The organism is Ignavibacteriales bacterium, assembly GCA_026390595.1.
In the GTDB taxonomy this organism is placed as follows: domain Bacteria; phylum Bacteroidota; class Ignavibacteria; order UBA10030; family UBA10030; genus UBA9647.
Genome location: JAPLFQ010000020.1, coordinates 358,591 through 383,061, shown reverse-complemented (window position 1 = coordinate 383,061; position 24,471 = coordinate 358,591). Strand labels below are relative to the sequence as shown.

The window sequence follows — 24,471 nt, the reverse complement described above, 5'->3', positions numbered from 1 at the left end:
ATGAATTCTCGTCTTCGTATACAAAGTTCTTTCAAAAGGATCACCATCATCGGTGTTGGTGTCATCGGCGGCTCCCTTGGTCTTGCGATCAAGAAGCACTATCCCGACGTACGAATCGTCGGCGTTGACAAGGGAAGCGTGTTGGGGAAGGCCCTCAAGAGGGGCGCAATTGACGAAGCGGCGACAGATCTCCGGAAAGCTCTCTCCGGATCCGACCTTGTGTTTCTCGCTACCCCGGTCTCTGTCATCCAGCGGGTCCTTCCGAAAGTGGCAGCGTTTGCTCCTTCACGCACAGTCGTCACGGATGTCGGAAGTGTGAAGCGGAGCATCATGCGACGCGCGTCGAGACTGTTTCCATACGGTAATTTCATCGGCGGGCATCCGATGGCAGGCGTGGAGCTTTCAGGCGTGGATGCTGCTCATCCGCTGCTGTTCGAAAATGCGGTCTACGTCCTTTCTCCGATGAAATCCACACCTCCCTTGATGATGCAGCAGTGCGCCGACTTCCTGAAGGAACTGGGAGCGCGGATCGTTCTGCTTGATCCGGACACTCATGATGAAGTCGCTTCGGTGGTAAGTCACCTTCCCCAACTCACAGCCGTGGCTCTTACGAACGTGGCAGGGAAAGAGCATCGTTCGGGCCGGCGGCATCTGAGGCTTGCGGCGGGCGGTTTCCGCGACCTGACACGCATCGCTTCGAGCAGACCCGAGATATGGAAGGATATTCTTGAATTCAATCGCGACGAGATCGACAAGTCGCTCGTGCTCTTGATACGGGAACTTGAGCGTTATCGGACATATCTTCGCAAAGGAACAACTGATCTCGCGGCCAGGTTCAGATCGGCCAGGACGATTCGCGACGGCATTCCGAAGTCGATGAAGGGCTTCCTGCACCCGCTCGCGGAATTGTACGTGTTCGTGAAGGACAAGCCGGGCATGATGGCGAAGATGACTTCGGTGCTGGCAAAGGCGGAGATCAACATCAAGGACATCGAGCTTGTAAAGGTTCGCGAAGGGAGAGGCGGTACGTTCCGACTCGCGTTTGAGTCTAAGGAGATGTCCGCGCGCGCAGTGGTGATCCTAAAAAAGGCGGGATTCGAGATCGGGGATTGATCTCTGTACATGAAAATGCTGATGGATCGGAAGGAGCACCGAAGACAGCAGTCTTGTTGCACTGCATCCAAATGCGGTCGTCTGTCTCGTTACCAGCAATTCGTTATCAGAAATTGGAACTACCTCTTTCAGGCGTGCGAAACAGCGCTGCGGGAAGTGCAATACTCCTGAACAACAAGAGTGTTTCGATGGCATAAATGTTGATTTCAGAAGGTATTATCCGAAGTGGCAGGAACAGGAAAAGGAGGATGTTAGAACATGACAGTCAGCCAGCTAGCAAAATCGATAGCCGAATCTCCTACGTTGAAGCTGAACGAGGAAGCGAGGCTTCTGCGTGAGAAGGGGGAAGCCGTGATCCACCTTGGAGCAGGTGAGCCGAAGAATCGAGCGCCGATGTCCGCTATTCTCAGTTCGGCAGCAAAGCTCAATACAGGTGATGTCAAGTACACGCCGGCGGACGGAACACCATCCCTCAAGAAAGCGATTATCAAGTACACCGAGGAAAACTACGACAAGGTCGTCTCCCCGGAGAACATCATCGTCTCGGCCGGAGCGAAGCAGTCGGTGTACAACATCCTCTACTCGATACTCAACCCTCAGGACGAGGTGATCATCCTTGCACCGTACTGGGTGAGCTACCCTGAGATGGTGCGCATGGTGTACGGTGTTCCCGTGATAGTGACTCCCGAGGATGGCGGTTTCCACCCGAGGATGGAAGATATCCTGAAGGCGGTCAGTTCGTACACGAAAGCGATCATCATCAACAGCCCCAACAATCCTTCGGGGGTGGTTTACTCGGACGAGTTCATCGCTCAGATCATCGAATACTGCGAGAAGAAGGGGATCTATGTCATCATGGACGACATTTATCACAAGCTCGTCTTCGATGGCAAGAAGTGGCCTGCGTGCTACAGGTTCACAAAAAAGGATCTGGAGTCGAGCCATATCGTTGTCGTCAATGGTGTGTCGAAGTTGTATGGCATGACCGGCTTCCGGATCGGCTGGGCGGTTGCTCCGAAGGAACTCGTGTCGATCATGACAAACGTCCAGGGACAGATCACGACCACCACCTCGGTTCTCCTCCAGGCAGCGGCGGAGGGGGCCCTTACCGGACTCCAGAGCCATATCGACACCCTGCGTATGACTCTTGAGAACAACCGCGACGTCATGATGCAGGAGCTGAAATCGTTTTCCGGAGTGAAAATTACGAAACCAAACGGGACGTATTACTGTTTACCTGATTTCCGGGCGTTCTCAAACGATTCCGTCAAACTCTCGCAGCTGTTGCTGAAGAAGGCGCTCGTCGTCACCGTGCCAGGCAAGGAGTTTGGCATGGAAGGGCATCTCCGGCTCAGCTATGCTGGCTCGATCAAGGACGTCACGGAAGGCGTTGCGCGGATCAAATGGGCACTCGACCCCAACTCACCTAATGAAATATATATTGGCGACCGCAAACTCGTGAGGGATTGGAAATGAACAATATTCTTGACATCAAAACCCCGGCTCAAAGTGAAGCCTCCGCGCTGAAGAGCGACTACGGCCTCGAGAACCACGGGCTGTCGAATCTGCGGATGGTGTACTGGAACCTGCCGTCCGAAGCTTTGTATGAAGAGATATCGTTCAGGAGGGAAGCCCGCATCACGCAGATGGGCCCGATCGTCGCAAACACCGGCAAGCACACCGCCCGTTCTGCGAACGATAAGTTCGTGGTGAAGGAAGCTTCGACACAGGACAAGATCTGGTGGGGTCAATACAACCGCCCGTACAGTCCGGACAAGTTCCATGACCTCTACAATCGTATGCAGGGTTTTCTTCAGGGAAGGGATCTGTTTGTCCAGGATTGCTATGCCGGAGCAGACCCGAACTACAGGATGCCGATTCGTATCATCTGCGAGCACGCGTGGCATGCATTGTTCGCCCGCAATATGTTCATATTGCCGAAGACGAACGAGGAATATCGCCGCCACATTCCCGAATACACGGTCATGGCAATCCCCTCGTTCAAAGGGATGCCACAGATCGACGGAACGAATGCGAATACGTTCATCGTACTGAACTTTGCACAGAAGCTGTGCCTCATCGGCAACACGGCGTACGCGGGAGAGATCAAGAAGTCGATCTTTACGATCCTGAACTACGTTCTTCCTCTCGACGGTGTCATGTCAATGCACGCGTCGGCGAACGTGGGCAAAGAAGGGGATTCGGCGATCTTCTTCGGACTCTCGGGGACGGGGAAAACCACGCTATCGGCCGACCCGAAACGCGGCCTCATTGGTGATGACGAGCATGGATGGAGTGATGAGGGCGTGTTCAACATCGAAGGGGGATGCTACGCGAAGGTGATCCGACTCTCAGCGTCGGCGGAACCGCAGATATATGCAACAACAAGAATGTTCGGAACGATCCTGGAAAACGTTGTGCATGATCCGGTCACGCGCCTCATCGATCTTGATGACGACGCCATCACGGAGAACACACGAGCCTCCTATCCGCTCGAATACATCAGCAACGCAATCCCCGAGAAAATGGCCGGGCATCCGAAGAGCATCATCCTGCTGACGTGCGACGCTTCCGGCGTGATGCCTCCCATTGCCAGGCTCTCGCCTGATCAGACGATGTATCAGTTTATCTCGGGCTACACCTCCAAGATCGCAGGGACTGAAGTTGGGCTGGGGAAGGAACCCGAGATGACGTTCAGCACCTGTTTTGGCGCCCCGTTCATGGTGCATCATCCGTCGTTCTACGCCGACCTCCTGAAGAGGAAGATTTTGAAGCACGGCTCGAACTGCTGGCTCGTCAACACCGGCTGGATTGGCGGAGCGTACGGGGTTGGGAAGCGCATCAGCATCGGGCATACGCGGCGTCTCCTGGAAGCGGCTCTGACGGGAGAGTTGTTGAATTCAGAGTTCGTGACAGACCCAGTCTTTGGCTTCAGCGTTCCGAAAACGTGTGAAGGTGTCCCGGCAAATATCCTGGACCCTTCGGCTTCCTGGCCGAGCAAAGTAGTATATATGCAGAAGTACAAGCAGCTCGCATCCCGTTTTGTCGAGAACTTCAAGAAGTTCGAGGAGGGCTGTCCTCCGGAAGTGATGAAGGCAGGTCCGAAGATCTGATCCCGTATTCCATGACGATGCCCGGTGCTTGCCGTGTTTCACGAGCAAGCGTCGGGCATTGTGCTTTGGGGGAAGTTCGTCACATTCGCCAGGCGTCATTCGAGGGATTTGCTGAGTTCTCCGTGTCTTGGCGGGTCTTCATGTCCCGGGACTCAGACGGAACAGCCCGTCCAGTCAAGGACTTTGGGGAATGCATCTCGAGAGCTGTCTTCTCAACAGGCGGGTACATGTCAACAGTCGCTAATCGAAAATCGACAACTACTTCTGATCCGGTTTTGGCGGAGCGGCGGGCGGGGTCGATGGCTTTGAATCGGATTTCCCAGAATCCGTTGAAGAGTCGGAGCTCTTGTCGCTGGAAGAAGACTCTGACTTGGAAGACGGCTCGGATTTCGAATTTGACGAGCTTGTTGAAGAGCCTGCCTTCTTGTAGTCTGTCAGATAGAATCCGCTGCCTTTGAAAACCAATCCCGCCCCGCCTGCCATCAGACGGACGAGCCCGGGTTTGCCGCATGACGGGCATGTGACGAGGAAATCAGAACTCATCGACTGGAATTCTTCAAACAGGTGTCCGCACTCTTTGCATTTGTAATCGTACGTCGGCATTCCTTTGTCAACTCCCTCTAGAAAACCTTTCAATCCAGATGATCATTGCTGACCACTATCAAATGTTCTTGATGCTTCAGTTTTCTCAGCCATGTGGCGGAGACGTTATCCGCTATCGCTTGACTCGTTTCGTGTTCTTTGTTTTGTGAAGCTTGTTCTCCAGGGCGCGGAGCACGTGGGGCTGAACGAATTCCCGAATATTACCCTTATGCCTGGCTATCTCGCGTACGATGCTCGAATTGAGGTACGTGTATTTCTCGTTCGGCATAAGGAATACCGTCACCAGGTGCTCATCGAGCTTCCGGTTCATCAGTGCCATTTGGAGCTCGTATTCAAAGTCAGAAATGGCCCGGAGTCCACGGACGACGGCCGTCGCTTTCTTTTTTCGTGCGTAGTCGACCAGCAGGCCGTCAAAGCAGTCGATTTCGACCCCTTTGAGGTTTTTGACCGACTCCTTGATCATCGCCAGCCGATCCTCTTCTGAAAACAATGGATTCTTGGCAGAGTTCCTCGCGATTGTAATAATCACCTTGTCGAAGAGCTTCAGTGCGCGCTTCAATATGTCCAGATGGCCATTGGTAATGGGGTCGAAGCTGCCGGGGTATATGGCTGTTCTCATGGTGGTTCCTCGTATCAAATGGTCAATTGTGAACAATCAATTGACGCTTGTCCATTGGCCGTTGACCATTCACAATTGCAGGGTTTTCGCTCTAACCTGCATGATCAGCACTGTCGTTTGGCCGAACGGTTTGCGCGTGACGTCATACATCAAGTCTGAGACGATTACCTGACTTTCCTTGCTGTGCTCCATGACCACATATGTCCCCTCCTTCACGATGGGGGATTCATAGATGGCATTCGGAAGTTCTTCAATGCGCTCCAAGCGATAGGGAGGATCGACGAAGACGAGATCGAACGCTTTGCGCGTGTTCTTCAGATACCAGAAGACATCCGCAGTGTATGCTGTGCACTGATCCGAACAGCCGAGCGTAGTGACGTTGGACTCGAGCACCCGGAGTGTCTGTTGTGCTTTGTCGACGAATGTAACGTGGGCGGCGCCACGACTGACAGCCTCCAATCCCAGGCTTCCGCTCCCGGCAAAAAGGTCGAGAACCTCGATACCGTCGAAATCCAGTCGATTCGACAGAATATCAAAGATCGTCTGTTTTGCCCGATCTGTGGTTGGTCGTACAGAAAGATCACGGACGGTGGAGAGAGTTCGGCCGCGGTACTGTCCGGCAATGATTCTCATTGAGTTCGCAGAGCCAGTCCGATGGCTGCAGCAAAACGAGAACTGTCTTTTACGTACGCCTCGTAGAGCTTTTTGGATGGAACCAGATTGCGCACGCAATCGAGAGCCAGCGTGGCGATCCCCGTTTCTTTCTGAATCTGATTGATGATCTGGGAAGTTACGTCGAATCCGTAGAGGATGATCTTTGTCGGAGACGCAACGCCCCCCTTCTGCTCAAGGTGCTGCTTGTACGTGAGTACACATTTCTTCAGATCGTCCAGGCCGTCCACGGTGAATCCGCGATAGTCGGTATATTGCCCTTGTGCAACCATGCTTGCATCGGCGGAGCTGCCGCGGAGGCCGAACAGCAATACGTTCTCCTTTAGGACTTCGGGATGGCAGAACCGCAGCGTCTTCTCGGCGCTGAAATGATCGATGTCGATAACGTGCACCTGCATCCGGAGCTCACTCGCAGCCCGTTTCAGGAACGCGATGAGTCCTCTCCGGACTCCGACGAGAAACACTTCTTTCGCGCTATCCTTGGGTCCCGGAATGGGGTAGGCGCTGACCATGTAATCCTTGACGGCAACATTGGGATAATATTGCTCGAATTCCCACTGCACATGCGCGTTCAACTCGTTTCCCTGAAGCGCTGCATCCACGGGAATGACCGTGAGAAGGATCGGTTCCGTGGGAAGCGCGAACGAGATGGTCTTGGAGTGGATCTTGTTCTCCTTGAGAAGCTCTTCAAGCTCATACACGAATGTGTTGACCTGGGGATGGTCGGCAGAGAAATTGTTGTCCTGGCTGAAATCGATCGCCGTGCTTCGCTCGGACAGAGCGGTGACGGTCTTGTTCTTTCCGTGGTCGAGTTCGGCAAGTTGGATCTGTCCCTTGTAGAGGGATACGCCGACATAGTAAGAGGATCTCATAGGTTCACGGTACCTTTCCCGTTCGTCATGTGCAGGACATGAACCCCTGCAAGATTATCGAACGGTGACGTGTGGTTTGAGCTTTTCCAGTTTCTTTTTGCTGATCCCTTTGACCTTCTGCAAATCCTCAACGGACCCAAACTCCCCCTCTTGCTCCCTGAATGAAACGATTCTCTCCGCCAGTGTCGTGCCTATACCCGGGAGCGCGACAAGTTCCTCTTTGGACGCGGCGTTGATGTTGACCGCTTCACCGGGACTCAACTGCTTTTTCCTGGTGGAATCCGCCGCAAGATGCTCCCTAAAAACTGCGAACGAACTGTCAATGGAGCGGTAGTCGAACCGGCGCTCTGACGGATAGGTCTCCTGATACAACCGAATACCTGAGCCGACAATGAGCGTTGCCGAGAGGAACAGCAAGACTCGTTGTTCCGAGCGGGTCAACGCAAGCCAGTTGACGAACCGCTGCACCATTGAAAGTTACGAAAATGCGTCCTTCATTTTGTCGAAGAATGTCTTCGAATGGCCGTGGCGCTCTTCCTCGTTCGGAGAAATGTGCTCGTTCCCGGCCAGCTGTTTCAGAAGTTCTTTTTCTTTTGATGTGAGCTTTGACGGGACCCAGACGTTGATCCGGACGAGCTGGTCACCCCGGCTATAGCCATTCAGGTGGGGAATTCCCTTGTCACGCATGCGCAGCATGCGGCCGGAGGGGGTGCCCGGATCGATCACCAGCTTCGCTTTGCCCGTCAGTGTGGGGATTTCGATATCGCCCCCGAGCGCAGCCATCGGAAAGCTCACATTGAGGTCGTAGATAATGTCGTCCCCGCTGCGAATGAAATACTGGTGCGGTTGTTCTTCGATCAGGACGATCAGGTCTCCCGGCGAGCCGCCGCGTTGTCCGGCGTTTCCCTGTCCCTGGAGCGTGATGTAATTTCCCTCGGAAACGCCGGCGGGAACATTGACCTTGATCGTCGTCTCGCCGGGGACGCGTCCTTCGCCGTGGCAGCCCGTGCATGGTTCGCGGACGATACGCCCTTCGCCCCCGCAGGTTGGGCAGGTGGTGATATTTACGAATTGACCAAACATCGACCGGGATACCTGGCGCAACTCGCCTGTGCCGCTGCATTGCGGGCAGCTCGATGTTCCGGTCCCGGATTTCGCTCCGGTACCATTACAAACATCGCACTTCTTCTGCTTTTTTACCTTGAGCTTCTTCTCCACTCCGGAAGCAATTTCTTCGAGCGTCATAGGAAGCTTCGCCTTCAGGTCCGCTCCGGGCGTCCCATGCTGCGTGCGCGTCGCACGTCGGCCGCGGCCTGAAGCACCGAACACCTCGTCAAAGATCCCGCCGCCAAATCCTCCGGCTCCGCCTCCGAAGATGTCGCCAAAGGCCGAGAAAATATCGTTGACATTGTGGAAGTCATGCGTGTTCATCCCGCGCATGCCTTCGTGGCCGAACTGGTCATACCGCTGGCGTTTTTCCTTGTCGGACAGAACTTCGTATGCCTCCGCCGCTTCCTTGAATTGCTCTTCTGTCTCCTTATTGCCGGGATTGCGATCGGGGTGATATTTCATTGCCATCTGCCGATACGCTTTCTTGATCTCATCCTGCGAGGCGGTCCGGGAGACGCCGAGTATCTCGTAATAATCTCGTTTGGCCATGCGTCGACTCAGTTCTCCCGCTTCGTGGTAGTGCCCGTGCCCGGATTGGAGGCGTTGGGTGAACCCTTGACATCGTGAGCTCCATGATCATCCGGAGTGGTGGAGACTACGACTTTTGCATGGCGAAGGACGCGATCGTCCAGTGAGTACCCTTTTTCGACCACTTCGATGACAACGTGGGGGGGGACGTCGATGCGGGGCACCTGAAGGAGGGCGTCGTGGTAGTGGACATCGAATTCTTTCCCGAGGGAATCGATTTCCTTCACTCCCTGCGTGTCGAGAAACCTTACGAGCTTCTGGTAGATCAAATCAACCCCTTTCGCGAACGCTTCAGATTCCCGGCGGTCCTTGCTGAGCTTCAGCGACCGCTCGAAATCGTCGATAACGGGAAGGAGGCTCTGAATAATGTCGACCTTCGCGTATTTCAGCGTGGCGGCCGAGTCGTTCTCCATCCGCTTTTTGAAATTGTCGAAGTCCGCGACCTTTCTCAGAAGAAGGTCTTTATAATACTCCACCTGTTTCTCAGCTTCCGCAAGCCTCTGAGCCGTTTCATCAGCTTTCGATGGTTCCGGCGGTTTGGTCTCCGCTTCAGTCTGCTCCGCGTCGGGGTTCTTTATCTCTTCCATTCTCTCCTGATTGTCATCCATCGTGATATTTCCTACGCCCTCATCATCTTTGCCACAAGCTTGGCGACATGATCGACCAAGGGGATCATTTTGGCATATTCCATGCGCTTTGGCCCGATGATCCCGACTCTCCCTGTGACTCCATCCAGATCATAGGTTGCTGAAATGATGCTGTATTCCTTCGCCTTACTGTCCTGATTTTCCGATCCAATCGTAATCGCGAAGCTCTTGTCGATGTATTCGTGTTTCTCGAGCAAATGGACGATGATATCGTCGTTCTCGATGAGCTCGATGACGCTCCGGAAGTTCTTCGGATCAATGAACTCCGGTTGCTCGATGATGTTCTGTGTGCCGGAAATATGCACCTTGTCCCTATCCTTCATATCATCGAACAGATTGTCGACAGAATCAATGAACAGACGGATAAGACCTGTCCGCTCGTCCTGCATATCACGAGTCCGTTCAACAAATGTATCGCGAATGTCCCTGAGCGTCAAACCGGACAGCCGTTCATTCAGGAGGCGGGCAACCTGCTCAAGGTATTCCGGCTTCATTTCGATTCCCACTTCCATCATCAGGGTCTTGACCAAGCCGGTCCGGATGGAGATGACGACCAGAATTCTCGAGCCCGAGATCGAGATCAGTTCGAGCTTTTCAAATATCCCGCTACTGATATGAGGCGAGGAAACGACACTGAGCTGCCTCGAAATCTTGCTCAACAGCCTGGAAGTTTCCTTCAAGAGGGAGTCGGCGTCAGCGGCACTGGTGAGATGCTGCTCGATCTGAAGAATCTCGTTCTCCGAAAGCGACTGAGCCTCCATCAGATAATCAACATAATAACGATAGCCGAGGTCGGTAGGAACCCTTCCGGCGGACGTATGCGGATGCGACAAGAATCCAAGTTCCTCGAGGTCGGCCATGACGTTACGAATCGTGGCCGGGCTCAACTGGGAATCGAAATGCTTGGAGATGTACCGAGAGCCAACCGGGACGGCGGACTGGATGAAATTGAAGACGACGTGGTGAAGGATATCCCTTTCCCGCTCGTTCAACGGCTCCGGTTTTCCAGGTGTAATCATCAAAAAATGCCTATTTTTCTGCCTAAAATTAACACTTTTTGCATAGGATGTCAAGGATGAGTCTGGAAAGTCTCCTATGAGCAATGTAACATTATATGGCGAATCAGAGTTCTGCATAAGAAAAGAATTGGCGCTTCGTCGTGAATGCGGTTTTCAGGGAGCGAACGAATCATTTGCGGCGGGAGATAGACGGGGGAGTGTCTTTCCATGGAAGAGAGTCGAAGGGAGAACCGGAGAATTCGGAACCGACAAGTGAGCTGCGGAGCATTGCCCGTGACTCGTTATTTGCACCGCCGCGCATTTCTTGCTATCTTTGAATGAAAAGTGAATTCGAACTGTGGGAATGAAAGGACATCATTGGTCGCAAAGCTGGCGTTAGAGAACGGGACTGTCTTTACCGGCGAGAGCTTCGGGGCTGCGGGTGAGGCCACTGGCGAGGTTGTGTTCAATACGAGCATGACCGGGTACGAGGAGATCCTTACCGATCCTTCGTATGCGGGGCAAATTGTGACCATGACGTACCCGCTCATCGGCAACGTTGGGATTAACAGCGAAGACCTCGAATCGGCGAAACCGCAGGTGTCCGCATTCATCGTGAAAGAGTACTTTGATTTCTACAGCAATTTCCGCGCTACCGGAAGTCTGGGTGCATGGCTGATCTCTCATAACATCGTTGCCATCCAGGGGATCGATACCCGGATGTTGACAAAGATGATCCGGACGGTGGGCGCTCTTCGCGGCGTTATTTCGACTGTTGACCTTGACGACACGAGCCTGATCGCAAAGGCGAAGGGTTCGCTGATGATGGATGGTCTTGATTTGGCGAAGGTTGTGACGACCAGGGATCTCTACAACTGGAGTGAGGTCGATCGGACTCCTTTTGCCCTCAAGACAATCGGCAACAGGAATGGCGATGGCCGGCGATGGAACGTGGTTGTGTACGACTACGGTGTGAAGCAGAACATCCTCCGGCGCCTGACCTCATATGGATGCGAACTGACCGTGGTCCCTGCTTCATTCGCAGCGGAGAAGGTGCTGGAATTGGAACCCGATGGAATCTTCCTTTCGAATGGCCCGGGAGATCCGTCCGCAGTGAAGTACGGCATTCAGAACATCAAGAAGATTGTCGGCAAGAAACCCATTTTCGGTATATGTCTCGGACATCAACTCTTGGCGCTTGCGCTGGGCGGGAAGACATTCAAGCTGAAATTTGGCCATCGGGGAGCGAACCATCCGGTCAAGAATCTCCGGACCGAGGGGATCGAAATCACTTCTCAGAATCACGGTTTCGCGGTGGACCCCTCATCGCTTGATACAAAGACCATCGAGATCACACACACGAACCTGAATGACGGAACGAACGAAGGGCTGCGGCACAAGGAGCTCCCGATTTTCAGTGTTCAATACCATCCGGAAGCATCGCCGGGTCCGCACGACAGCGATTACCTCTTCGAGCAATTTGTCGCGATGATGGAACGGGAGCGTGTACCTGGCCAGCGATGAGCGGCCCGGTTTTCGACGACGAAAGTCTATTTGATCCGCCCGTATTTCCTCAGAATCTCCCGCACCTTGTCCAAAGGCAGAGCCTGCACCTCCGTGCCGCGATATCCTTTTGTCGTTGTTGCCTGAAGCAATGAGTTGTACACAGCTTCTTCGGTCGATTCGACAACGGCCTGAAAGAGCGGGGAGAGGTCGTCTTCGCGAAGCCGGGGGATAGATTGAATGATCGGATCGTCGGGGCGAAGCCGGATTTCGCGCGCCGTGGAAAAAGCGATCACGTAGTCACCGCTTCCGTGACTCATGGCTGAGCCGGTCCTGCCGAGAGCGAGCGTCGCTCGTTTTGCGAGACGTTTCAATTGTGCGCTGTTGAGGGGCGCGTCGGTCGCGATGACGATCATGCATGAACCGTCGCCCGGATTCTTCACTTCGTTTCGAAAGCTGTAACGCTGCAATTCCTTCCCGACGGGGACGCCTGCGATATCCAGCACGCCGCCGTAATTCGTCTGGACGATTGCACCGACTGTAAATCCACCCAGAGACTTCGGGAGTATCCGCGAACTCGTCCCGATTCCTCCTTTCCAGCCGAAGCAGACCGTTCCAGTACCGGCGCCGACACAGCCTTCAGCAACTTCACCTGGTTTCGCCTGTCTGATCGCCTCCAGAGCATGCGATCTCGTGATATGCCTTCCCCTGATGTCGTTGAGGCCGCCATCGTTGGTTTCTCCGACGATCGGGTTGATGGACCGCACCTTCTCATTGCCGGGGAGCGCAAGCATATAGTCTACAACGCCGTTGGTGACATCCCAAACGCCCAGCGTATTTGTGAGCAAAATCGGAGTCTCGATTTGGCCGAGTTCATCGAGTTGCGTGATACCGACAAACTTGCCGAAGCCGTTGCCAACAAAAGCAGCGGCGGGGACTTTTTCCTGAAACAGATTTCCCTCGTGCGGGAGTATCGCGGTGACGCCGGTGCGCACGCTGTCTCCCTGCACGAGTGTCAGGTGTCCGACGCGCACGCCTGCGACATCAGTTATCGCATTGAGCGAGCCAGTACGAAAAATCCCGACCTCGACGCCAAGGTCTCTGAGGCGAGGGCGTGCGTTTGGTTGGGAGAAGGCCGCAACCGATACGAGAAAGAATGAGAGGGTGAGGCAGAATATTCGTTTCATCTGAGCTGCTCTCTTTCATGACTCGATCCATCTGCCTCCTTGTGCGTCCAGGCAGACAGGCACAATGGACGTTACTCCGCTTGAAGCTCCTTCGCTCTCTGCTCCACTTGCGACCACACTCTGAGGAGATTCCCGCCGCAAATCTTCTGAATATCCTTTTCCGAATAGCCCCGTTTCAACAGCTCGTAGATCAGGTTGGGATACATTGAAACGTCTTTGAGCCCTGTCGGCAGCGAGTCGCCAACGCCGTCAAAGTCCGATCCGAGGCCGACATACTCCACGCCCACCAGCTTGACCACGTGGTCAATGTGATTGGCGACGTCCGTCACATCGGCGAACGTGACGGGATGATCGTTACGGTATTGTTTCAGGTACGTTTCCGCCTCCGGGTCGCCGAACTTGAGGTGGTGTTCCTTGAAGTAGGCTCTGACTTCCTTCTCCTGAACCGATTCGGTCTTCTGGTAATCCTCACGGAGGAATGATGACCCGAAATTGATCTGTATGACGCCCCCGTTCTTTGCCAACCTCGTGATCATGTCATCCGACATGTTTCGTTCAAATCCGGGCGTGAAGGCCCTGCACGAAGAGTGGGAGGCGATGACGGGTGTTCGCGTGATGTTCATGACTTCGTAAAATGCCTCATCCGTGACATGGGAAATGTCTACCATAATGCCGACGCGGTTCATCTCGGCGATGAGCCGGCGTCCAAAGAAGCTAAGGCCTCTCCACACACGGGTCGTGTCATAGGATGAGTCGGAAATGTGATTACTCAGGGCATGCGCGAGCGTAATGTAGCGGATGCCGCGGTCGTAGAAGTACTGGACATTCTTCAGGTCGTGTTCGATTGGCGTCCCGTTTTCCATCCCCATGCAGAGCGAAATCACTCCGCGCTTGAACTGGCTGGTGACATCCTTTGTCGATGTGGCGACCGCAAACTGTTTTGGCCAGTCCTTGGAGAACTTCACGACCATGTCGATCAGGCTGTCGGCGAGTTGTTTCCCCCCGCCTGTCTTCTCATAATCGGCAGGGATGTAGATCGACATGAACGGTGCATTCAGGCCGCCTTGCTTTGCCCGAACGTAGTCGAAATTCCCCTCCGGAGTCAGCTTCGAAATATCTTCGAACTTCATCTTCAGGCGAAAAGGGACGTCGACGTGCGTATCGATGATGACAAACTGTTGGGCGAGCTTCTGTGCCCTTGCCAGCATCGCCTTGTCCTGTGGAGCTTGCCGGGCGGTGAGTGACAACGTTGCGAATGAAAGAAGAATCGTGAGCCTGACGAGGAATGTCCTCATGTTTTCACCTCAGAGTATTGGGGAGTTGTTTGATTGGACCTGAATCCTGATTGCTCTTGCTATCGGCGCGCCGATCGCGTGCATATCAGCTGGCTCGGCGTTTTCGTTTCCGCGAGGCTCGTTGTGCTCGATTGAACTGCCCTCACAGCCGCCAATCGATGAGATCATCCTATGGCCTGATGCCATTGATGCTTCAATGTTCGCGTTCGGAATCATACGCCGCGAGGGGGAAAAGCAAATCGGCACGCCCTGGTTCGAGCGTGCCGATGCTGTTACTTTTGACGACAGGACAGCCTGATCAGGAACATCCGCTCGTTGATCCGCACTGCAGGCATTTGTAGCAGCTTCCGCTGCGGATCATGATGCTTCCGCATTCATGGCAGGGGGGAGCATCGGCCTGTGTTTGGAAGACGACTTTCTCGTTGCGTTCCAGAGCTGAGGTACCCCGTTGTGTTGAATCCTGCTGACGGATCACGGGCTGAGTAGCAACTTCAGGAACCGTCGGTGTGATGCTGCCGGTTGTTGGGGCGTCGCCCTTCGCGAGAAACTTCAGGCCGAGCCAACGGAAAATGTAATCGCTGATCGATTTGGCGATCGGGATCTCGGGATTGTTCGTGAACCCGGATGGCTCGAACCGCGCGTGGCTGAACTTGTCCACCAACACCTTCAATGGAACCCCATATTGCAGGGCAATGGAGATCGAAGTTGCAAAGGAGTCCATCATGCCCGATATCGTGGAGCCCTCTTTGGACATCGTAATGAAGACCTCGCCGGGCATCCCGTCTTCGAACATGCCGACGGTGATGTAGCCCTCGTGTCCTGCGATGCTGAACTTGTGCGTGATCGACTGACGTTCGTCCGGGAGGCGGCGGCGCAGCGGATGCGCCTTCGGAGCCTCTTTCTTCGCGTCGAGTGACGTGCTGAGGGGCTGTGTGCGTTTGCAGCCGTCGCGATAGACCGCAATGGATTTCAAACCCAATCTCCACGCTTCCACGTACGCCTGCTGGATATTATCGGCAGTGACGTCGGACGGCATGTTCACAGTCTTGGAGATGGCTCCGGAGAGGAACGGTTGCACGGCCGCCATCATCTTGATATGTCCCATATACTGGATCGACCGCTCGCCGTTGGCTGGCTTGAACGCGCAGTCGAAGACCGGGAGATGCTCTTCCCGCAGATGCGGTGAGCGTTCGATCGTGTCATTATTGTCGATGTAGGCGACGATATGTTCGATCTGTTCGCCATCGTACCCGAGTTTGCGAAGCGCTTCGGGGACGGTCTGGTTGACGATCTTCATCAGTCCGCCGCCGACCAGTTTCTTGTACTTCACCAGGGCGATATCGGGTTCCACGCCGGTAGTGTCGCAGTCCATCATGAAGCCAATGGTTCCGGTGGGCGCAAGCACGGTGGACTGGGAGTTTCTGAACCCATGCTGCTTTCCGTACCTCACGACATCTTTCCAGACATCATTCGAAGCGTCCCATAGATCTGCCGGGAGGAGTTCCTTGTCGATTCGCTCGGCATGGATGCCATGCTTCTGCATCACGTTGAGCATCGGTTCCCGGTTGGCCGCATATCCTTTGAACGGTCCCATCTCCTTTGCAACGAACGCTGACTGCTTGTACGCTTCACCGCACATCAGGGATGTGATTGCACCCGCGAAGGCGCGTCCTTCGTCGCTGTCATAAGCAAGGCCGCGTGCCATCAGCAGGGCGCCGAGGTTTGCGTAACCAAGGCCGAGCGGTCTGTAGTCAAAGCTGTTCTGCCCGATTGCGGGCGTCGGGTAGCTGGCGTTACCGACCTCGATCTCCATCGCGGTGATCGTGATCTGGACAGCTTTCCGGAACGCTTCAACGTCAAATTCTCCGTCGGGGCGGCGGAACTTCATAAGATTGAGCGATGCAAGGTTGCAGGCCGTGTCGTCGAGGAACATATACTCGCTGCACGGATTGGAGGCATTGATCGGAGCAGTGTTCGGGCAGGTGTGCCAGCTGTTGATCGTCGTGTGATACTGCATGCCGGGGTCGCCGCAGATCCACGACGCATCGGAGATTTGTCGCATCATGTCACGTGCGCGGTACTTGTCGACCGGTTTTCCGGAAGTGACTGCTCTTGTGACCCATTCCCTGTCTTCCAGGAAGGCCTTCATAAACTCGTCGCTGACGCGGATCGAGTGGTTTGCGTTCTGGTAAAACACGGAATCGTAGGCGCCGCCGGGGACGTTGAAACCGCCATCGTAGCCGGCTTCGATGAGCGCCCATGCCTTCTTCTCTTCGTCGGCCTTGCAGTTGATAAACTCTGTGATGTCAGGGTGCTCAACGTTCAGAATGACCATCTTTGCCGCGCGCCGGGTCTTGCCGCCCGACTTAATGACGCCGGCGAATGCATCATATCCTCTCATAAAAGAGACCGGGCCTGAGGCCGTGCCGCCGCCGCCGAGAGATTCCTTCGAGGATCGCAGAGTAGAGAGGTTCGAGCCTGTGCCGGATCCCCATTTGAAAAGCATGCCCTCTGTCTTGGCCAGCGTCAGGATCGAATCCATCGAATCCTGCACCGAATTGATGAAGCACGCAGAACACTGCGGATGTTCCTCGTTCCCCACGTTGAACCAGACGGGGCTGTTGAACGACATTTGCTGGTTGACCAGGAGGGCCGTCAGTTCGTTGTAGAAGATATCGCCATCTTCCTGACTGGCGAAATACTCATCCTTGAGACCCCAGTTGGTGATCGTCCGTGCAACGCGTTCGATGAGTTGTTTGACACTCCGTTCACGCTGTGAGGAGCCAAGTTTGCCATGGAAGTACTTCGAGACAACGACGTTCGTAGCGGTCATAGACCAAGACTTCGGTATCTCGACGTCCTTCTGTTCAAAAATCTTCTCTCCCTTTTCGTTCGAAATCACAGCAGTGCGCAACTCCCATTCAACTTCATCAAACGGGTGAACTCCTGGCTTCGAAAAATAGCGCTGAAATTTCAATCCACGAATATCGTTGGATTGTTCAGCGCGCTCAGCTTCTACGGGCGTCGAAATCGTCGCCTTCTCAAGCATAACGCTCTCCTCTTGATAACACGGTTCTTGAAGTAGGGTTTCTAAACTTTTGAGAAAAAGCTACCCGTGGACAAGGCGGGGGCCTGTCCCTGGATAGGTCATAGTCTGTGAATAGGTAGACGCCTCTAAGCGGCGTGGGACGTACTCTTCCACTGTGACTGCCCCTGGTGGAAGAAGGAACGTCCTGGGGGTAAAGAACAAGAAATCAGGTTTTCAACTGACGCAACTGAGTGTGAATATAAGCGGTTGCGGTACCTTTGTCAAGTTAATATTTAGGCCGCGACAATATCAGTTATAATTTAACTTGACATAACCTCCGTTTGAGAGTGAAAACACCTCCCGAGGAGGTGGATTTCGTCACACGACGTTTTTGTCGCTTCTGGACTGCTGGTCGTGAGTCTAACAACCTCGTGGTCGCTTGCCGTCCAATGCGCCGAAGCCCAATCCGCTCGATCGGCGTAGATTGCAGACTCGCAGCCTTTGCATGCAAATGAAGAACATCGCGCAAGTCATATTGGTTTCTCCGCGCGCCTCTTTCAACATTGCACTTTGGTTCATGCAATTCATTGAGACGATTGATGATGAACATGATGAGTGCGCAAATTCGTTGTCATCGGTTTTCTCTGATCTCTCAGATGTCCGACACGAAGATGAACATTTGTGCGGCTGATAAACGACCGACGTCGGTCGCAGTTTGCGGAGCCACCATTCGCGAAGTGCCGAACACATGTTGAAGTGTCTGCACTCGGCTTCTGTTGGTGTGAGGAGCAACGAGTAAGGTCGAAATCATTTCGGAAAACAAGCATGAGGCATTTCGTCGCCGATGGCGGATTCAACGCGATTGGCGCGTTCGAAGTTCCCACGTATCGGTTGCTCACCTCTTCTTTCATCGCCTGCATTCCAAGCGGTGGAGAAGCCAAGATCGTTGTTGTTTCGAACCCCTCTGGCCTGTGCAAATTCCGAAAACAAAATAGGAAGTGAGAGCACTTCGGCCTTCGTTGTCATAAATGAGATTTTGGATCAGCGACAGGGATGGACGCAAACGCTCTTCAAGGCACTGATCATCGGCGAGGCGTTTGAGAAACTGCACAGGTCATTTCTAAACAATGGGAACATCACGAGGGTGATGCAGACACTTCAGAATCCCTGGTCCAACATCAAGTGTGCGCGCGATCCAGTTCCGCCGAGCGAGCAGGATACAGTGCGTTCGTTTTCTCCGATCTGCAATTCCTTCGAACGCATAGCGGGGCATGAACCTGTGACGGCATGCGGCACTACCGTTGCAGAGGTGGAGAGAACTGAAACGGTCAGCGACAACTTGTCTGCAGCATGGCCAACAGCGATGCCTCGGCTTCGCGACTGTTTGACCGGGTCTGCGCAAGGGTGATGAAGCAAATCGACAGCAGCCTGCCTGCGTATGCTACGGTGGGCTGTAAGTGCGCGAAAGGGATTTGTAAAGGAGGAGAAGCGGGAAATTATCTCTCACGTTTTGTGTCATCTGCAGACACTGCGCGAAGTGTTCGGGTTTTCCAAACTGAAGCAGCGAAAGGGAGGACGGATCCGGATCTCTTGTCCCGGCGGGATCTGCTCTTGCACGCGAGCTTCGGAGATCGCGATCTTCCACCGGAATGGACTGACGGAGACATCGCTCGCTGCTCATGCGAACAGGGGCGAAGATCACGAATTCGGGAAAGTCGGTAGCTGATGCCCGACGTGAAAACCGAGATTGCCGAAGACGGAGAAACCTTGGAGAAGGACTCCAGGATCGTGCGGTTGCTAGCGCCATGTCTAACAAGAAATCTTGTGGATTGACGTTTCTGGTTCCCAACGCAGAGACGCCCCGACAATCCTTCGACTCACTGCCCTCGCTCAGGACGTCGGGGTAAGCAGAGAACGGTGAGCTCCGCAGAGGAGAGCGCCCATCACGCTGCGATTCTCTCCGCCAGACCGCATGGCGGGCCGTGGCGAACTCAGCGCCCGCCTGCTCATAGAATCCTCGGAAGCGGGCAGCTCTCTGCGATGAAAAATACAATATGAATTATTGGACACTGTCCCCGAGTGATCTTGTGATGGTCGCGGATCCTGAAGAGATGAAGGACACCTGGGAACGCTGCGGGAAGATCTGCGCACCTCCAAATGAGTTTGAAGTTTTACACTTCCCCTGAAACAGTTTCCGGCGGGTGATTGGGAAATCACTAAGGTCGGGAAAAGCGGAACGGATCGTGGTTAGGAAGGATCACTTCGCGAGATCAGGGGAATACGCGAGTGGGTGCGTGTGTCTGCATAACGATTCGAAAAAGGCCGGACGGCAAGGAGAGGGTACGGTTATGCGTGCCCTCTGTTGATTATTGGGGGTTGGGCGGCCTAGTTGTTCTTCGGGGAGGGTTGTGAAGGGACGCGAACAAGTTTTCGCTGCACGATTCTGTCGCCCACGACCCAGGCATCGGAAAACCCCTGCGCCACGATCGCCGCAAGCTTCTGATTCGCTTCGGAGCGTGTGGGGAAGTCGCCGACCCTGACTTTGTACGTCGGTGAGTCATAGACGACGTAGAGGGAATCTTCGGTGACCCTTTGTGCGGCGGTCATACGCATGGCATTTGCTTCGTCGATGCTGCCCGTGGCGAAAATCTGTATACGATAGCCTTGCGTGAATGTCGATTCTACGATGACGCTGTCCTGCCGATGTTCTGCTGCTGCTCGTTCCAGTTCTATCACGTGCTGGCGCTGGATTTCTAATATTTCGACATCGTAGTCGGAAGGGTTGAAGGCTTTTTCGTAGCGGGAAAGGGGGACCTTTTGCTCCCGTTCCTCGGAAGCGGCAGCAGTATCTTTCTGCAGACTACCGGAAGAGCCGCAACCGGAAAGCATGAGCAGGACTGCGGCGAAAAGCGGCGAATGTAGCCAGTACTTCATTTGGAGATATAGTTGATCCAGGAATCGGAATAGTCATCCGGAAATTGCTTGATCATCGACTTTCGAAGTGAATCGGCCTGCTGCCTTGTATCGAGCTTTCCGACGCGCACCCGGTACAGCTTGTCGTATGGCTCAAACGTGTTGAAGATGGGGATTTCGGCGAAGCGCTCGCGGGCGAGTTTCTGTGCCCGAAGTGCATGATCTGTCCTGGCGAATGCCCCAACCTGGACTGTGTAGGCTGTATTGGCCGGTCTCTCAATCGGTTTCACCACACGCATGCCTTGTTTTGAGGTTTTGACGACAGAAGCCATCAAGGTATCGTGCTGCGACGTGAAGCCTGCCCGTTTGGCGCGGAGAGAATCAGATCGCATCATTGAATCCACTTTGGCACGGACAGAATCTGAGACTGTCTGGCTCGCTACAGGTGCTCCTGCTCTTTTGCCTGTCCCGGTCCCTTCGGAGGAGACACAAGCGCCAAGAAGAAGAGAAGCGCAGACAAATGCACCGAGGCACACCCATCGAGCGATAAATGGACGATCAGAATGGATCATATGATCCCCGTTGAAATTGGCCGCCACGTTCTGAGGTCATTCGACACGGACGCTCGTTGATGTCCCTCTGATTCTGACTCAATGAGCGCTCTTCCTTTCGCGCGCAACGAATAATCACCAATATACCACAAAATCGACGAGTTACAAGTGCGAACTGCAGGCTCTCTCCAAGCCGCGACAGAAGCTGCGAGAGCTCAATATCTCCAATACAGCGGACCGTAGTTCCTGCAGGCCCGGAAATCGGCGCCTTCCGGATCGTTCGTCCCGAACGCGGTCCACGCGCTCGGCCGGAAGATACTCTCCTCAGGAACATTGTGCATCGACACCGGAATCCGGAGGAGCGAAGCGAGTGTGATCAGCTGGCTGCCGACATGGCCGTAGCTCAACACGCAATGGTTTGCACCCCAGGTGTTCATGACCGTATATGCATCGCGGAAGGGACCGCGTTCATGGGTCGTCGGTGCGAACCATGTCGTGGGCCAGGTCCGGTCCGTCCGCTCTTCGAGCGCACGATCAACCTTCTCCGGCAGATCAACAGTCATTCCTTCGGCGATCTGAAGTGAAGGTCCGAGCCCTTTTATCGTGTTGATGCGGAACATTGTCGCCGGCATACCCCCGCGCGTCAGATAACCAGACGAGTAACCGCCGCCGGGGAAGTATTCCCTCATTGCGGGATACCAAGTCGTTGCCCGCAGGCACTTCTCGGCTTCCTGTTTCGATATCTCCCAGAACTCCTTCATGACGGGTTTGCCATGGAGATCTTGTTGGCCTGAACCATCGAGGGCCGCCGCGCCCGAGTTGATGAGATGAAGAATGCCGCTGGCTGCGTGTCCCGTGAGCTTGTGGCCGGTCACGCGCTTCACGGCGGCCGGACTCCAATACGTACGCACGTCGGCAAAAATCTGAGCTCTGTTTGTCAGAAGGTGTCCGAAGAGCATCCCGGCTGCGTTGAGCGAATCGTTTTCCGTGGCGATGACGATTGGTTCACGGATTCCATTCCAATCGAATGAGGAATTCAATATGGCTTCGAGGAAATCGCCGTTCGGACTGTGGTCTGTCCATTGCCGCTGTCCCTGAAATCCTCCTGCGATGGCATTGTGCCCGAGGGCCTCTTCTCCGAATCCGATCTCTGCGAGTCTTGGATTGCCGATCATCAGGTCGCGGGCGATCATCGTCATCTTGACGACCGTTTCCCAGTCAGCATCTTTCGCGGCGCGGCTCTTTTGCACCTTCGCAGAATTGAAGTCTTTTCCTTCCCTGCAATTGTCCTTTGTCCACTTCAATGCTGTGACGAACTCCTTCTTATCGTAGATGTGCTCTTCCATCCTGCGGGTGAACTCACTCATATCCACAGTCTCGACGCGCATGCCGAGGAACGATTCAAAGAGGCCGTGGTCAACGATTGAACCTGCGATCCCCATCGAGACGCCCCCCATGGCGAGGTACGACTTGCCGCGCATCGTGGCCACCGCGAGGCCGGCCTGGATGAATTGAAGAATCTTCGCACGAACGTCTTCCGGTATGGCGGTGTCACCAGCGTCCTGCACATCCCTTCCATAGATGCCGAACGCCGGCAGCCCTTTTTGATTGTGTGCTGCGAGCGTTGCGGCGAGATACACCGCCCCGGGCCGCTCGGTGCCGTTGAATCCCCAGATCGCCTTCGGGAGCAGCGGATCCATGTCCATTGTTTCTGCGCCATAGCACCAGCAGGGGGTCACTGTGAGAGAAACGCCGACGTTTTCGCGGGAAAACTTGTCGGCGGCCTGTGCGGCCTCCGCCGCACCGCCGATGCACGTGTCGGCAATGACGCATTCCACGGGAGCTCCGTTCGAATGGCGGATGGACCCGGAGATCAGTTTCGCAACCGATCGCGCCATGCCCATCGTGGCGCCTTCGAGCGATTCCCGGACACCGCGCCGTCGGCCGTCAATCGCGGGGCGGATTCCAACCTTCGGGAGAGTGCCGATCAGGCGATGTGGCGCAACTTTCAAATTCTTCTGTGACATTGGAAAGCCTCCGGGGAGAGAAACTCATGTATCCTGATTATCAACGAGTGGAATTGTACCGTGTAATTCTTAGATCGACATCTATCGTTCACTTCTGGTCCGACTTCTTTTCATCAATTCCATCGAGCGATCCAAGCTCGTTTTTGGAATCCTCTATCGTGAGGTCCAGAAGTTCGCGCGGGATGGAGTCCGATGGTCTCATGCGCTCGGGCGGTTCTTCTGATTTCCAGGATGCGATTTCTCTGAGCTTCATCCACAACTTCACGCCCAGAAAGAGAAAACCGAAGATGATAATTCCGTAAGCGAGTTCGACCATCCAGACATCCGTAGCTTGTCAGTGAACGCTGTTCGAGGACGCCCCCAAAATAAGCCACCGAGAGCACTGAAACGATGACGTCAAGCACGCTGCGTTTGCTCCCGGTGATCGCCTGCAACAATCATATCAGAAGGTGCGGAACGACTCGAAACTATAGAAAATCTCCCGGATTTTCAACTTCCGCTTCCGGCACGAGCGGAACGTGAAAAGGCGAGCATCTGTGACCATGCCAGGACCGCGACACCGGTCAGGATTGAGAGGTCGGCGAAGTTGAAAATGGCCGTTTTCAGCGGCCCAAGTGTGATGATCATGAAATCGACAACGATACCTCCCTTGAACACCCGGTCCAAAAGATTGCCCAACCCGCCGCCGAGAATCAGAGAAAGAGACACCATGGCGGTGGCGGTCAATGTCTTGTCGAGCAGTGTGAATGCAAGTATGGCCGAGAGAGCACACGCCGTGAAAACTATGAAGAGCCAGAACCGTGTTTGGGCAGAGAGGTCGGTGCCAACCCCCATCATCGCGCCGCTGTTCTCAGTATACTCGAGATGGAAGATATGATTGACGAGTGTGACCGGTGTGTTGGGGGCGAGCGTGCGGCTCGCGATTGTCTTCGTTGCCTGGTCGCAACCCATGCAACCGAGGACGACGATGAGGGTGATCAGGATGCGCCTTGTCCTGTTCACGAGATTGCTCTTGAATCGACCGTCGCCCACCACCTGCCGGACCATTTTCCAGAGGAAATGCGACCCGATGAAGCGAATGAGAATCAAATCCCCATGCTCGCGGATATCAATCTGCTCGATGTGCACCTTGGTGGATTTTTCGTCCGGATCGTCGGCCGTGAAGGAGCGAAAATCCCTCATGCCTGTGAACAGTTTCAGCGCCGATCGCATCCGGTTGACGTCCAGTTGATCTTTGATCCACCATACGTACTTCTTGCCAAACGCTGTTCTGCGTCGGCTGATCTGGTAGAGGTAACTTCGCGACACCGCATCGTGCCGGGCATGGAACTGTGGGGACGCTTTGTCGACCTCGAGGATGTTGATATCGGCCGGCAGTTCGTCGTTGATCTTGCGGCGAAGGATCTCAGGAGCGAGCATGGTCGTTGCCTCGAGATGGGCGACCTGCCGCAGCGCATGCACGCCGGCATCTGTCCGTCCGGCGCCGTACAATTCGAAGCTCGTCGTGTTCAGCACAGTCCCGCAGGCAGACGTGAGTTCACCCTGCACGGTGCGGGCGTTTTTCTGAATCTGCCACCCGCTGTAGCGGGTGCCTTCGTATTCGATCGTGAGCTTGAAGCGTGCCATAGTGTT

General features: G+C 54.5%; 22 protein-coding genes. 5 read left to right on the top strand and 17 right to left on the bottom strand.

All coding sequences use genetic code 11. From position 1 onward, the window contains the following. The 3 genes from NTU47_09785 to pckA all read left to right on the top strand — a co-directional run bounded on the left by NTU47_09785 (position 1) and on the right by pckA (position 4,226). Positions 1-1,113 carry a prephenate dehydrogenase gene (locus NTU47_09785; GenBank protein MCX6134090.1) on the top strand — a complete coding sequence of 371 codons (1,113 nt, stop codon included), beginning with the start codon at positions 1-3 and terminating at the stop codon, positions 1,111-1,113. Positions 1,114-1,371: 258 nt separating this feature from the next. Then, on the top strand, positions 1,372-2,589 hold the full coding sequence (locus NTU47_09780; protein ID MCX6134089.1) for a pyridoxal phosphate-dependent aminotransferase: 1,218 nt from the start codon (positions 1,372-1,374) through the stop codon (positions 2,587-2,589). Next, positions 2,586-4,226, top strand: coding sequence for a phosphoenolpyruvate carboxykinase (ATP) (pckA, locus tag NTU47_09775; protein MCX6134088.1), 1,641 nt, complete (start codon positions 2,586-2,588; stop codon positions 4,224-4,226). Before NTU47_09780 ends, pckA begins: the two co-directional genes overlap by 4 nt. A 258-nt stretch (positions 4,227-4,484) precedes the next feature. On the opposite strand, the gene NTU47_09770 is transcribed toward pckA, so the two are convergent. From NTU47_09770 to hrcA, 8 genes are all read right to left on the bottom strand, one after another. Beyond that, the gene (locus NTU47_09770; protein MCX6134087.1) at positions 4,485-4,829 is read right to left on the bottom strand and encodes a zinc ribbon domain-containing protein; all 345 of its coding nucleotides are present in this window, start codon (positions 4,827-4,829) and stop codon (positions 4,485-4,487) included. Between the two features lie 112 nt (positions 4,830-4,941). Beyond that, positions 4,942-5,448 (bottom strand): pantetheine-phosphate adenylyltransferase, encoded by a 507-nt coding sequence (coaD, locus tag NTU47_09765; protein ID MCX6134086.1) that lies wholly within the window; start codon positions 5,446-5,448, stop codon positions 4,942-4,944. Positions 5,449-5,517: 69 nt separating this feature from the next. Continuing rightward, positions 5,518-6,081: a 16S rRNA (guanine(966)-N(2))-methyltransferase RsmD gene (rsmD, locus tag NTU47_09760; protein ID MCX6134085.1), complete on the bottom strand. Its 564-nt coding sequence runs from the start codon at positions 6,079-6,081 to the stop codon at positions 5,518-5,520. Then, positions 6,078-6,992, bottom strand: a complete 915-nt coding sequence (gene pilM, locus NTU47_09755; protein ID MCX6134084.1) for a pilus assembly protein PilM — start codon at positions 6,990-6,992, stop codon at positions 6,078-6,080. The genes rsmD and pilM overlap by 4 nt, the downstream gene beginning before the upstream one ends. Positions 6,993-7,046: 54 nt before the next feature. Then, the gene (locus NTU47_09750; GenBank protein MCX6134083.1) at positions 7,047-7,463 is read right to left on the bottom strand and encodes a ComEA family DNA-binding protein; all 417 of its coding nucleotides are present in this window, start codon (positions 7,461-7,463) and stop codon (positions 7,047-7,049) included. 6 nt (positions 7,464-7,469) lie between these two features. Further along, positions 7,470-8,651, bottom strand: a complete 1,182-nt coding sequence (gene dnaJ / locus NTU47_09745) for a molecular chaperone DnaJ (GenBank protein ID MCX6134082.1) — start codon at positions 8,649-8,651, stop codon at positions 7,470-7,472. 8 nt (positions 8,652-8,659) lie between these two features. Further along, positions 8,660-9,298 carry a nucleotide exchange factor GrpE gene (gene grpE, locus NTU47_09740; protein MCX6134081.1) on the bottom strand — a complete coding sequence of 213 codons (639 nt, stop codon included), beginning with the start codon at positions 9,296-9,298 and terminating at the stop codon, positions 8,660-8,662. Positions 9,299-9,309: 11 nt separating this feature from the next. Continuing rightward, on the bottom strand, positions 9,310-10,356 hold the full coding sequence (hrcA, locus tag NTU47_09735) for a heat-inducible transcriptional repressor HrcA (protein ID MCX6134080.1): 1,047 nt from the start codon (positions 10,354-10,356) through the stop codon (positions 9,310-9,312). Positions 10,357-10,713: 357 nt separating this feature from the next. Here hrcA and carA point away from each other — a divergent pair, with 357 nt between their 5' ends. Continuing rightward, complete coding sequence (gene carA, locus NTU47_09730) at positions 10,714-11,859, top strand: glutamine-hydrolyzing carbamoyl-phosphate synthase small subunit (GenBank protein ID MCX6134079.1); 1,146 nt, start codon at positions 10,714-10,716, stop codon at positions 11,857-11,859. Between the two features lie 26 nt (positions 11,860-11,885). Here carA and NTU47_09725 read toward each other — a convergent pair whose 3' ends face one another. From NTU47_09725 to NTU47_09710, 4 genes are all read right to left on the bottom strand, one after another. Further along, positions 11,886-13,025 carry a P1 family peptidase gene (locus NTU47_09725; GenBank protein MCX6134078.1) on the bottom strand — a complete coding sequence of 380 codons (1,140 nt, stop codon included), beginning with the start codon at positions 13,023-13,025 and terminating at the stop codon, positions 11,886-11,888. Between the two features lie 71 nt (positions 13,026-13,096). Next, on the bottom strand, positions 13,097-14,320 hold the full coding sequence (locus NTU47_09720; protein ID MCX6134077.1) for a dipeptidase: 1,224 nt from the start codon (positions 14,318-14,320) through the stop codon (positions 13,097-13,099). A 298-nt stretch (positions 14,321-14,618) separates the two neighbouring features. Continuing rightward, positions 14,619-17,369 (bottom strand): vitamin B12-dependent ribonucleotide reductase, encoded by a 2,751-nt coding sequence (locus NTU47_09715; protein ID MCX6134076.1) that lies wholly within the window; start codon positions 17,367-17,369, stop codon positions 14,619-14,621. Between the two features lie 786 nt (positions 17,370-18,155). Further along, positions 18,156-18,374, bottom strand: coding sequence for a hypothetical protein (locus NTU47_09710; GenBank protein MCX6134075.1), 219 nt, complete (start codon positions 18,372-18,374; stop codon positions 18,156-18,158). Positions 18,375-18,384: 10 nt separating this feature from the next. On the opposite strand from NTU47_09710, the gene NTU47_09705 reads away from it, so the two are divergent. Then, positions 18,385-18,756 carry a hypothetical protein gene (locus NTU47_09705; protein MCX6134074.1) on the top strand — a complete coding sequence of 124 codons (372 nt, stop codon included), beginning with the start codon at positions 18,385-18,387 and terminating at the stop codon, positions 18,754-18,756. A gap of 977 nt (positions 18,757-19,733) precedes the next feature. Here NTU47_09705 and NTU47_09700 read toward each other — a convergent pair. The 5 genes from NTU47_09700 to truA all read right to left on the bottom strand — a co-directional run bounded on the left by NTU47_09700 (position 19,734) and on the right by truA (position 24,465). Beyond that, the gene (locus tag NTU47_09700) at positions 19,734-20,282 is read right to left on the bottom strand and encodes an SPOR domain-containing protein (GenBank protein ID MCX6134073.1); all 549 of its coding nucleotides are present in this window, start codon (positions 20,280-20,282) and stop codon (positions 19,734-19,736) included. After that, positions 20,279-20,656: an SPOR domain-containing protein gene (locus tag NTU47_09695; GenBank protein MCX6134072.1), complete on the bottom strand. Its 378-nt coding sequence runs from the start codon at positions 20,654-20,656 to the stop codon at positions 20,279-20,281. The genes NTU47_09700 and NTU47_09695 overlap by 4 nt, the downstream gene beginning before the upstream one ends. Positions 20,657-21,027: 371 nt before the next feature. Beyond that, entirely contained in the window at positions 21,028-22,839 is a 1,812-nt protein-coding gene (locus tag NTU47_09690) for an L-fucose isomerase (GenBank protein MCX6134071.1), read from the bottom strand. An 88-nt stretch (positions 22,840-22,927) separates the two neighbouring features. Continuing rightward, positions 22,928-23,155 (bottom strand): hypothetical protein, encoded by a 228-nt coding sequence (locus NTU47_09685; GenBank protein MCX6134070.1) that lies wholly within the window; start codon positions 23,153-23,155, stop codon positions 22,928-22,930. Positions 23,156-23,328: 173 nt separating this feature from the next. Beyond that, positions 23,329-24,465 carry a tRNA pseudouridine(38-40) synthase TruA gene (gene truA / locus NTU47_09680; protein MCX6134069.1) on the bottom strand — a complete coding sequence of 379 codons (1,137 nt, stop codon included), beginning with the start codon at positions 24,463-24,465 and terminating at the stop codon, positions 23,329-23,331. Positions 24,466-24,471 lie beyond the last annotated feature (6 nt).

Excerpts from the sequence above, each read along its gene's own strand:
- NTU47_09750 (MCX6134083.1), bottom strand. The coding sequence starts at position 7,463 with ATGGTGCAGCGGTTCGTCAACTGGCTTGCGTTGACCCGCTCGGAACAA.
- rsmD (MCX6134085.1), bottom strand. The coding sequence starts at position 6,081 with ATGAGAATCATTGCCGGACAGTACCGCGGCCGAACTCTCTCCACCGTC.
- NTU47_09720 (MCX6134077.1), bottom strand. The coding sequence starts at position 14,320 with ATGAGGACATTCCTCGTCAGGCTCACGATTCTTCTTTCATTCGCAACG.
- NTU47_09725 (MCX6134078.1), bottom strand. The coding sequence starts at position 13,025 with ATGAAACGAATATTCTGCCTCACCCTCTCATTCTTTCTCGTATCGGTT.
- NTU47_09770 (MCX6134087.1), bottom strand. The coding sequence starts at position 4,829 with ATGCCGACGTACGATTACAAATGCAAAGAGTGCGGACACCTGTTTGAA.
- coaD (MCX6134086.1), bottom strand. The coding sequence starts at position 5,448 with ATGAGAACAGCCATATACCCCGGCAGCTTCGACCCCATTACCAATGGC.
- NTU47_09695 (MCX6134072.1), bottom strand. The coding sequence starts at position 20,656 with ATGATGCGATCTGATTCTCTCCGCGCCAAACGGGCAGGCTTCACGTCG.
- truA (MCX6134069.1), bottom strand. The coding sequence starts at position 24,465 with ATGGCACGCTTCAAGCTCACGATCGAATACGAAGGCACCCGCTACAGC.
- NTU47_09710 (MCX6134075.1), bottom strand. The coding sequence starts at position 18,374 with ATGACAACGAAGGCCGAAGTGCTCTCACTTCCTATTTTGTTTTCGGAA.
- grpE (MCX6134081.1), bottom strand. The coding sequence starts at position 9,298 with ATGGATGACAATCAGGAGAGAATGGAAGAGATAAAGAACCCCGACGCG.
- NTU47_09780 (MCX6134089.1), top strand. The coding sequence starts at position 1,372 with ATGACAGTCAGCCAGCTAGCAAAATCGATAGCCGAATCTCCTACGTTG.
- hrcA (MCX6134080.1), bottom strand. The coding sequence starts at position 10,356 with ATGATTACACCTGGAAAACCGGAGCCGTTGAACGAGCGGGAAAGGGAT.
- NTU47_09700 (MCX6134073.1), bottom strand. The coding sequence starts at position 20,282 with ATGAAGTACTGGCTACATTCGCCGCTTTTCGCCGCAGTCCTGCTCATG.
- pilM (MCX6134084.1), bottom strand. The coding sequence starts at position 6,992 with ATGAGATCCTCTTACTATGTCGGCGTATCCCTCTACAAGGGACAGATC.
- NTU47_09715 (MCX6134076.1), bottom strand. The coding sequence starts at position 17,369 with ATGCTTGAGAAGGCGACGATTTCGACGCCCGTAGAAGCTGAGCGCGCT.
- NTU47_09690 (MCX6134071.1), bottom strand. The coding sequence starts at position 22,839 with ATGTCACAGAAGAATTTGAAAGTTGCGCCACATCGCCTGATCGGCACT.
- dnaJ (MCX6134082.1), bottom strand. The coding sequence starts at position 8,651 with ATGGCCAAACGAGATTATTACGAGATACTCGGCGTCTCCCGGACCGCC.
- NTU47_09785 (MCX6134090.1), top strand. The coding sequence starts at position 1 with ATGAATTCTCGTCTTCGTATACAAAGTTCTTTCAAAAGGATCACCATC.
- pckA (MCX6134088.1), top strand. The coding sequence starts at position 2,586 with ATGAACAATATTCTTGACATCAAAACCCCGGCTCAAAGTGAAGCCTCC.
- NTU47_09685 (MCX6134070.1), bottom strand. The coding sequence starts at position 23,155 with ATGGTCGAACTCGCTTACGGAATTATCATCTTCGGTTTTCTCTTTCTG.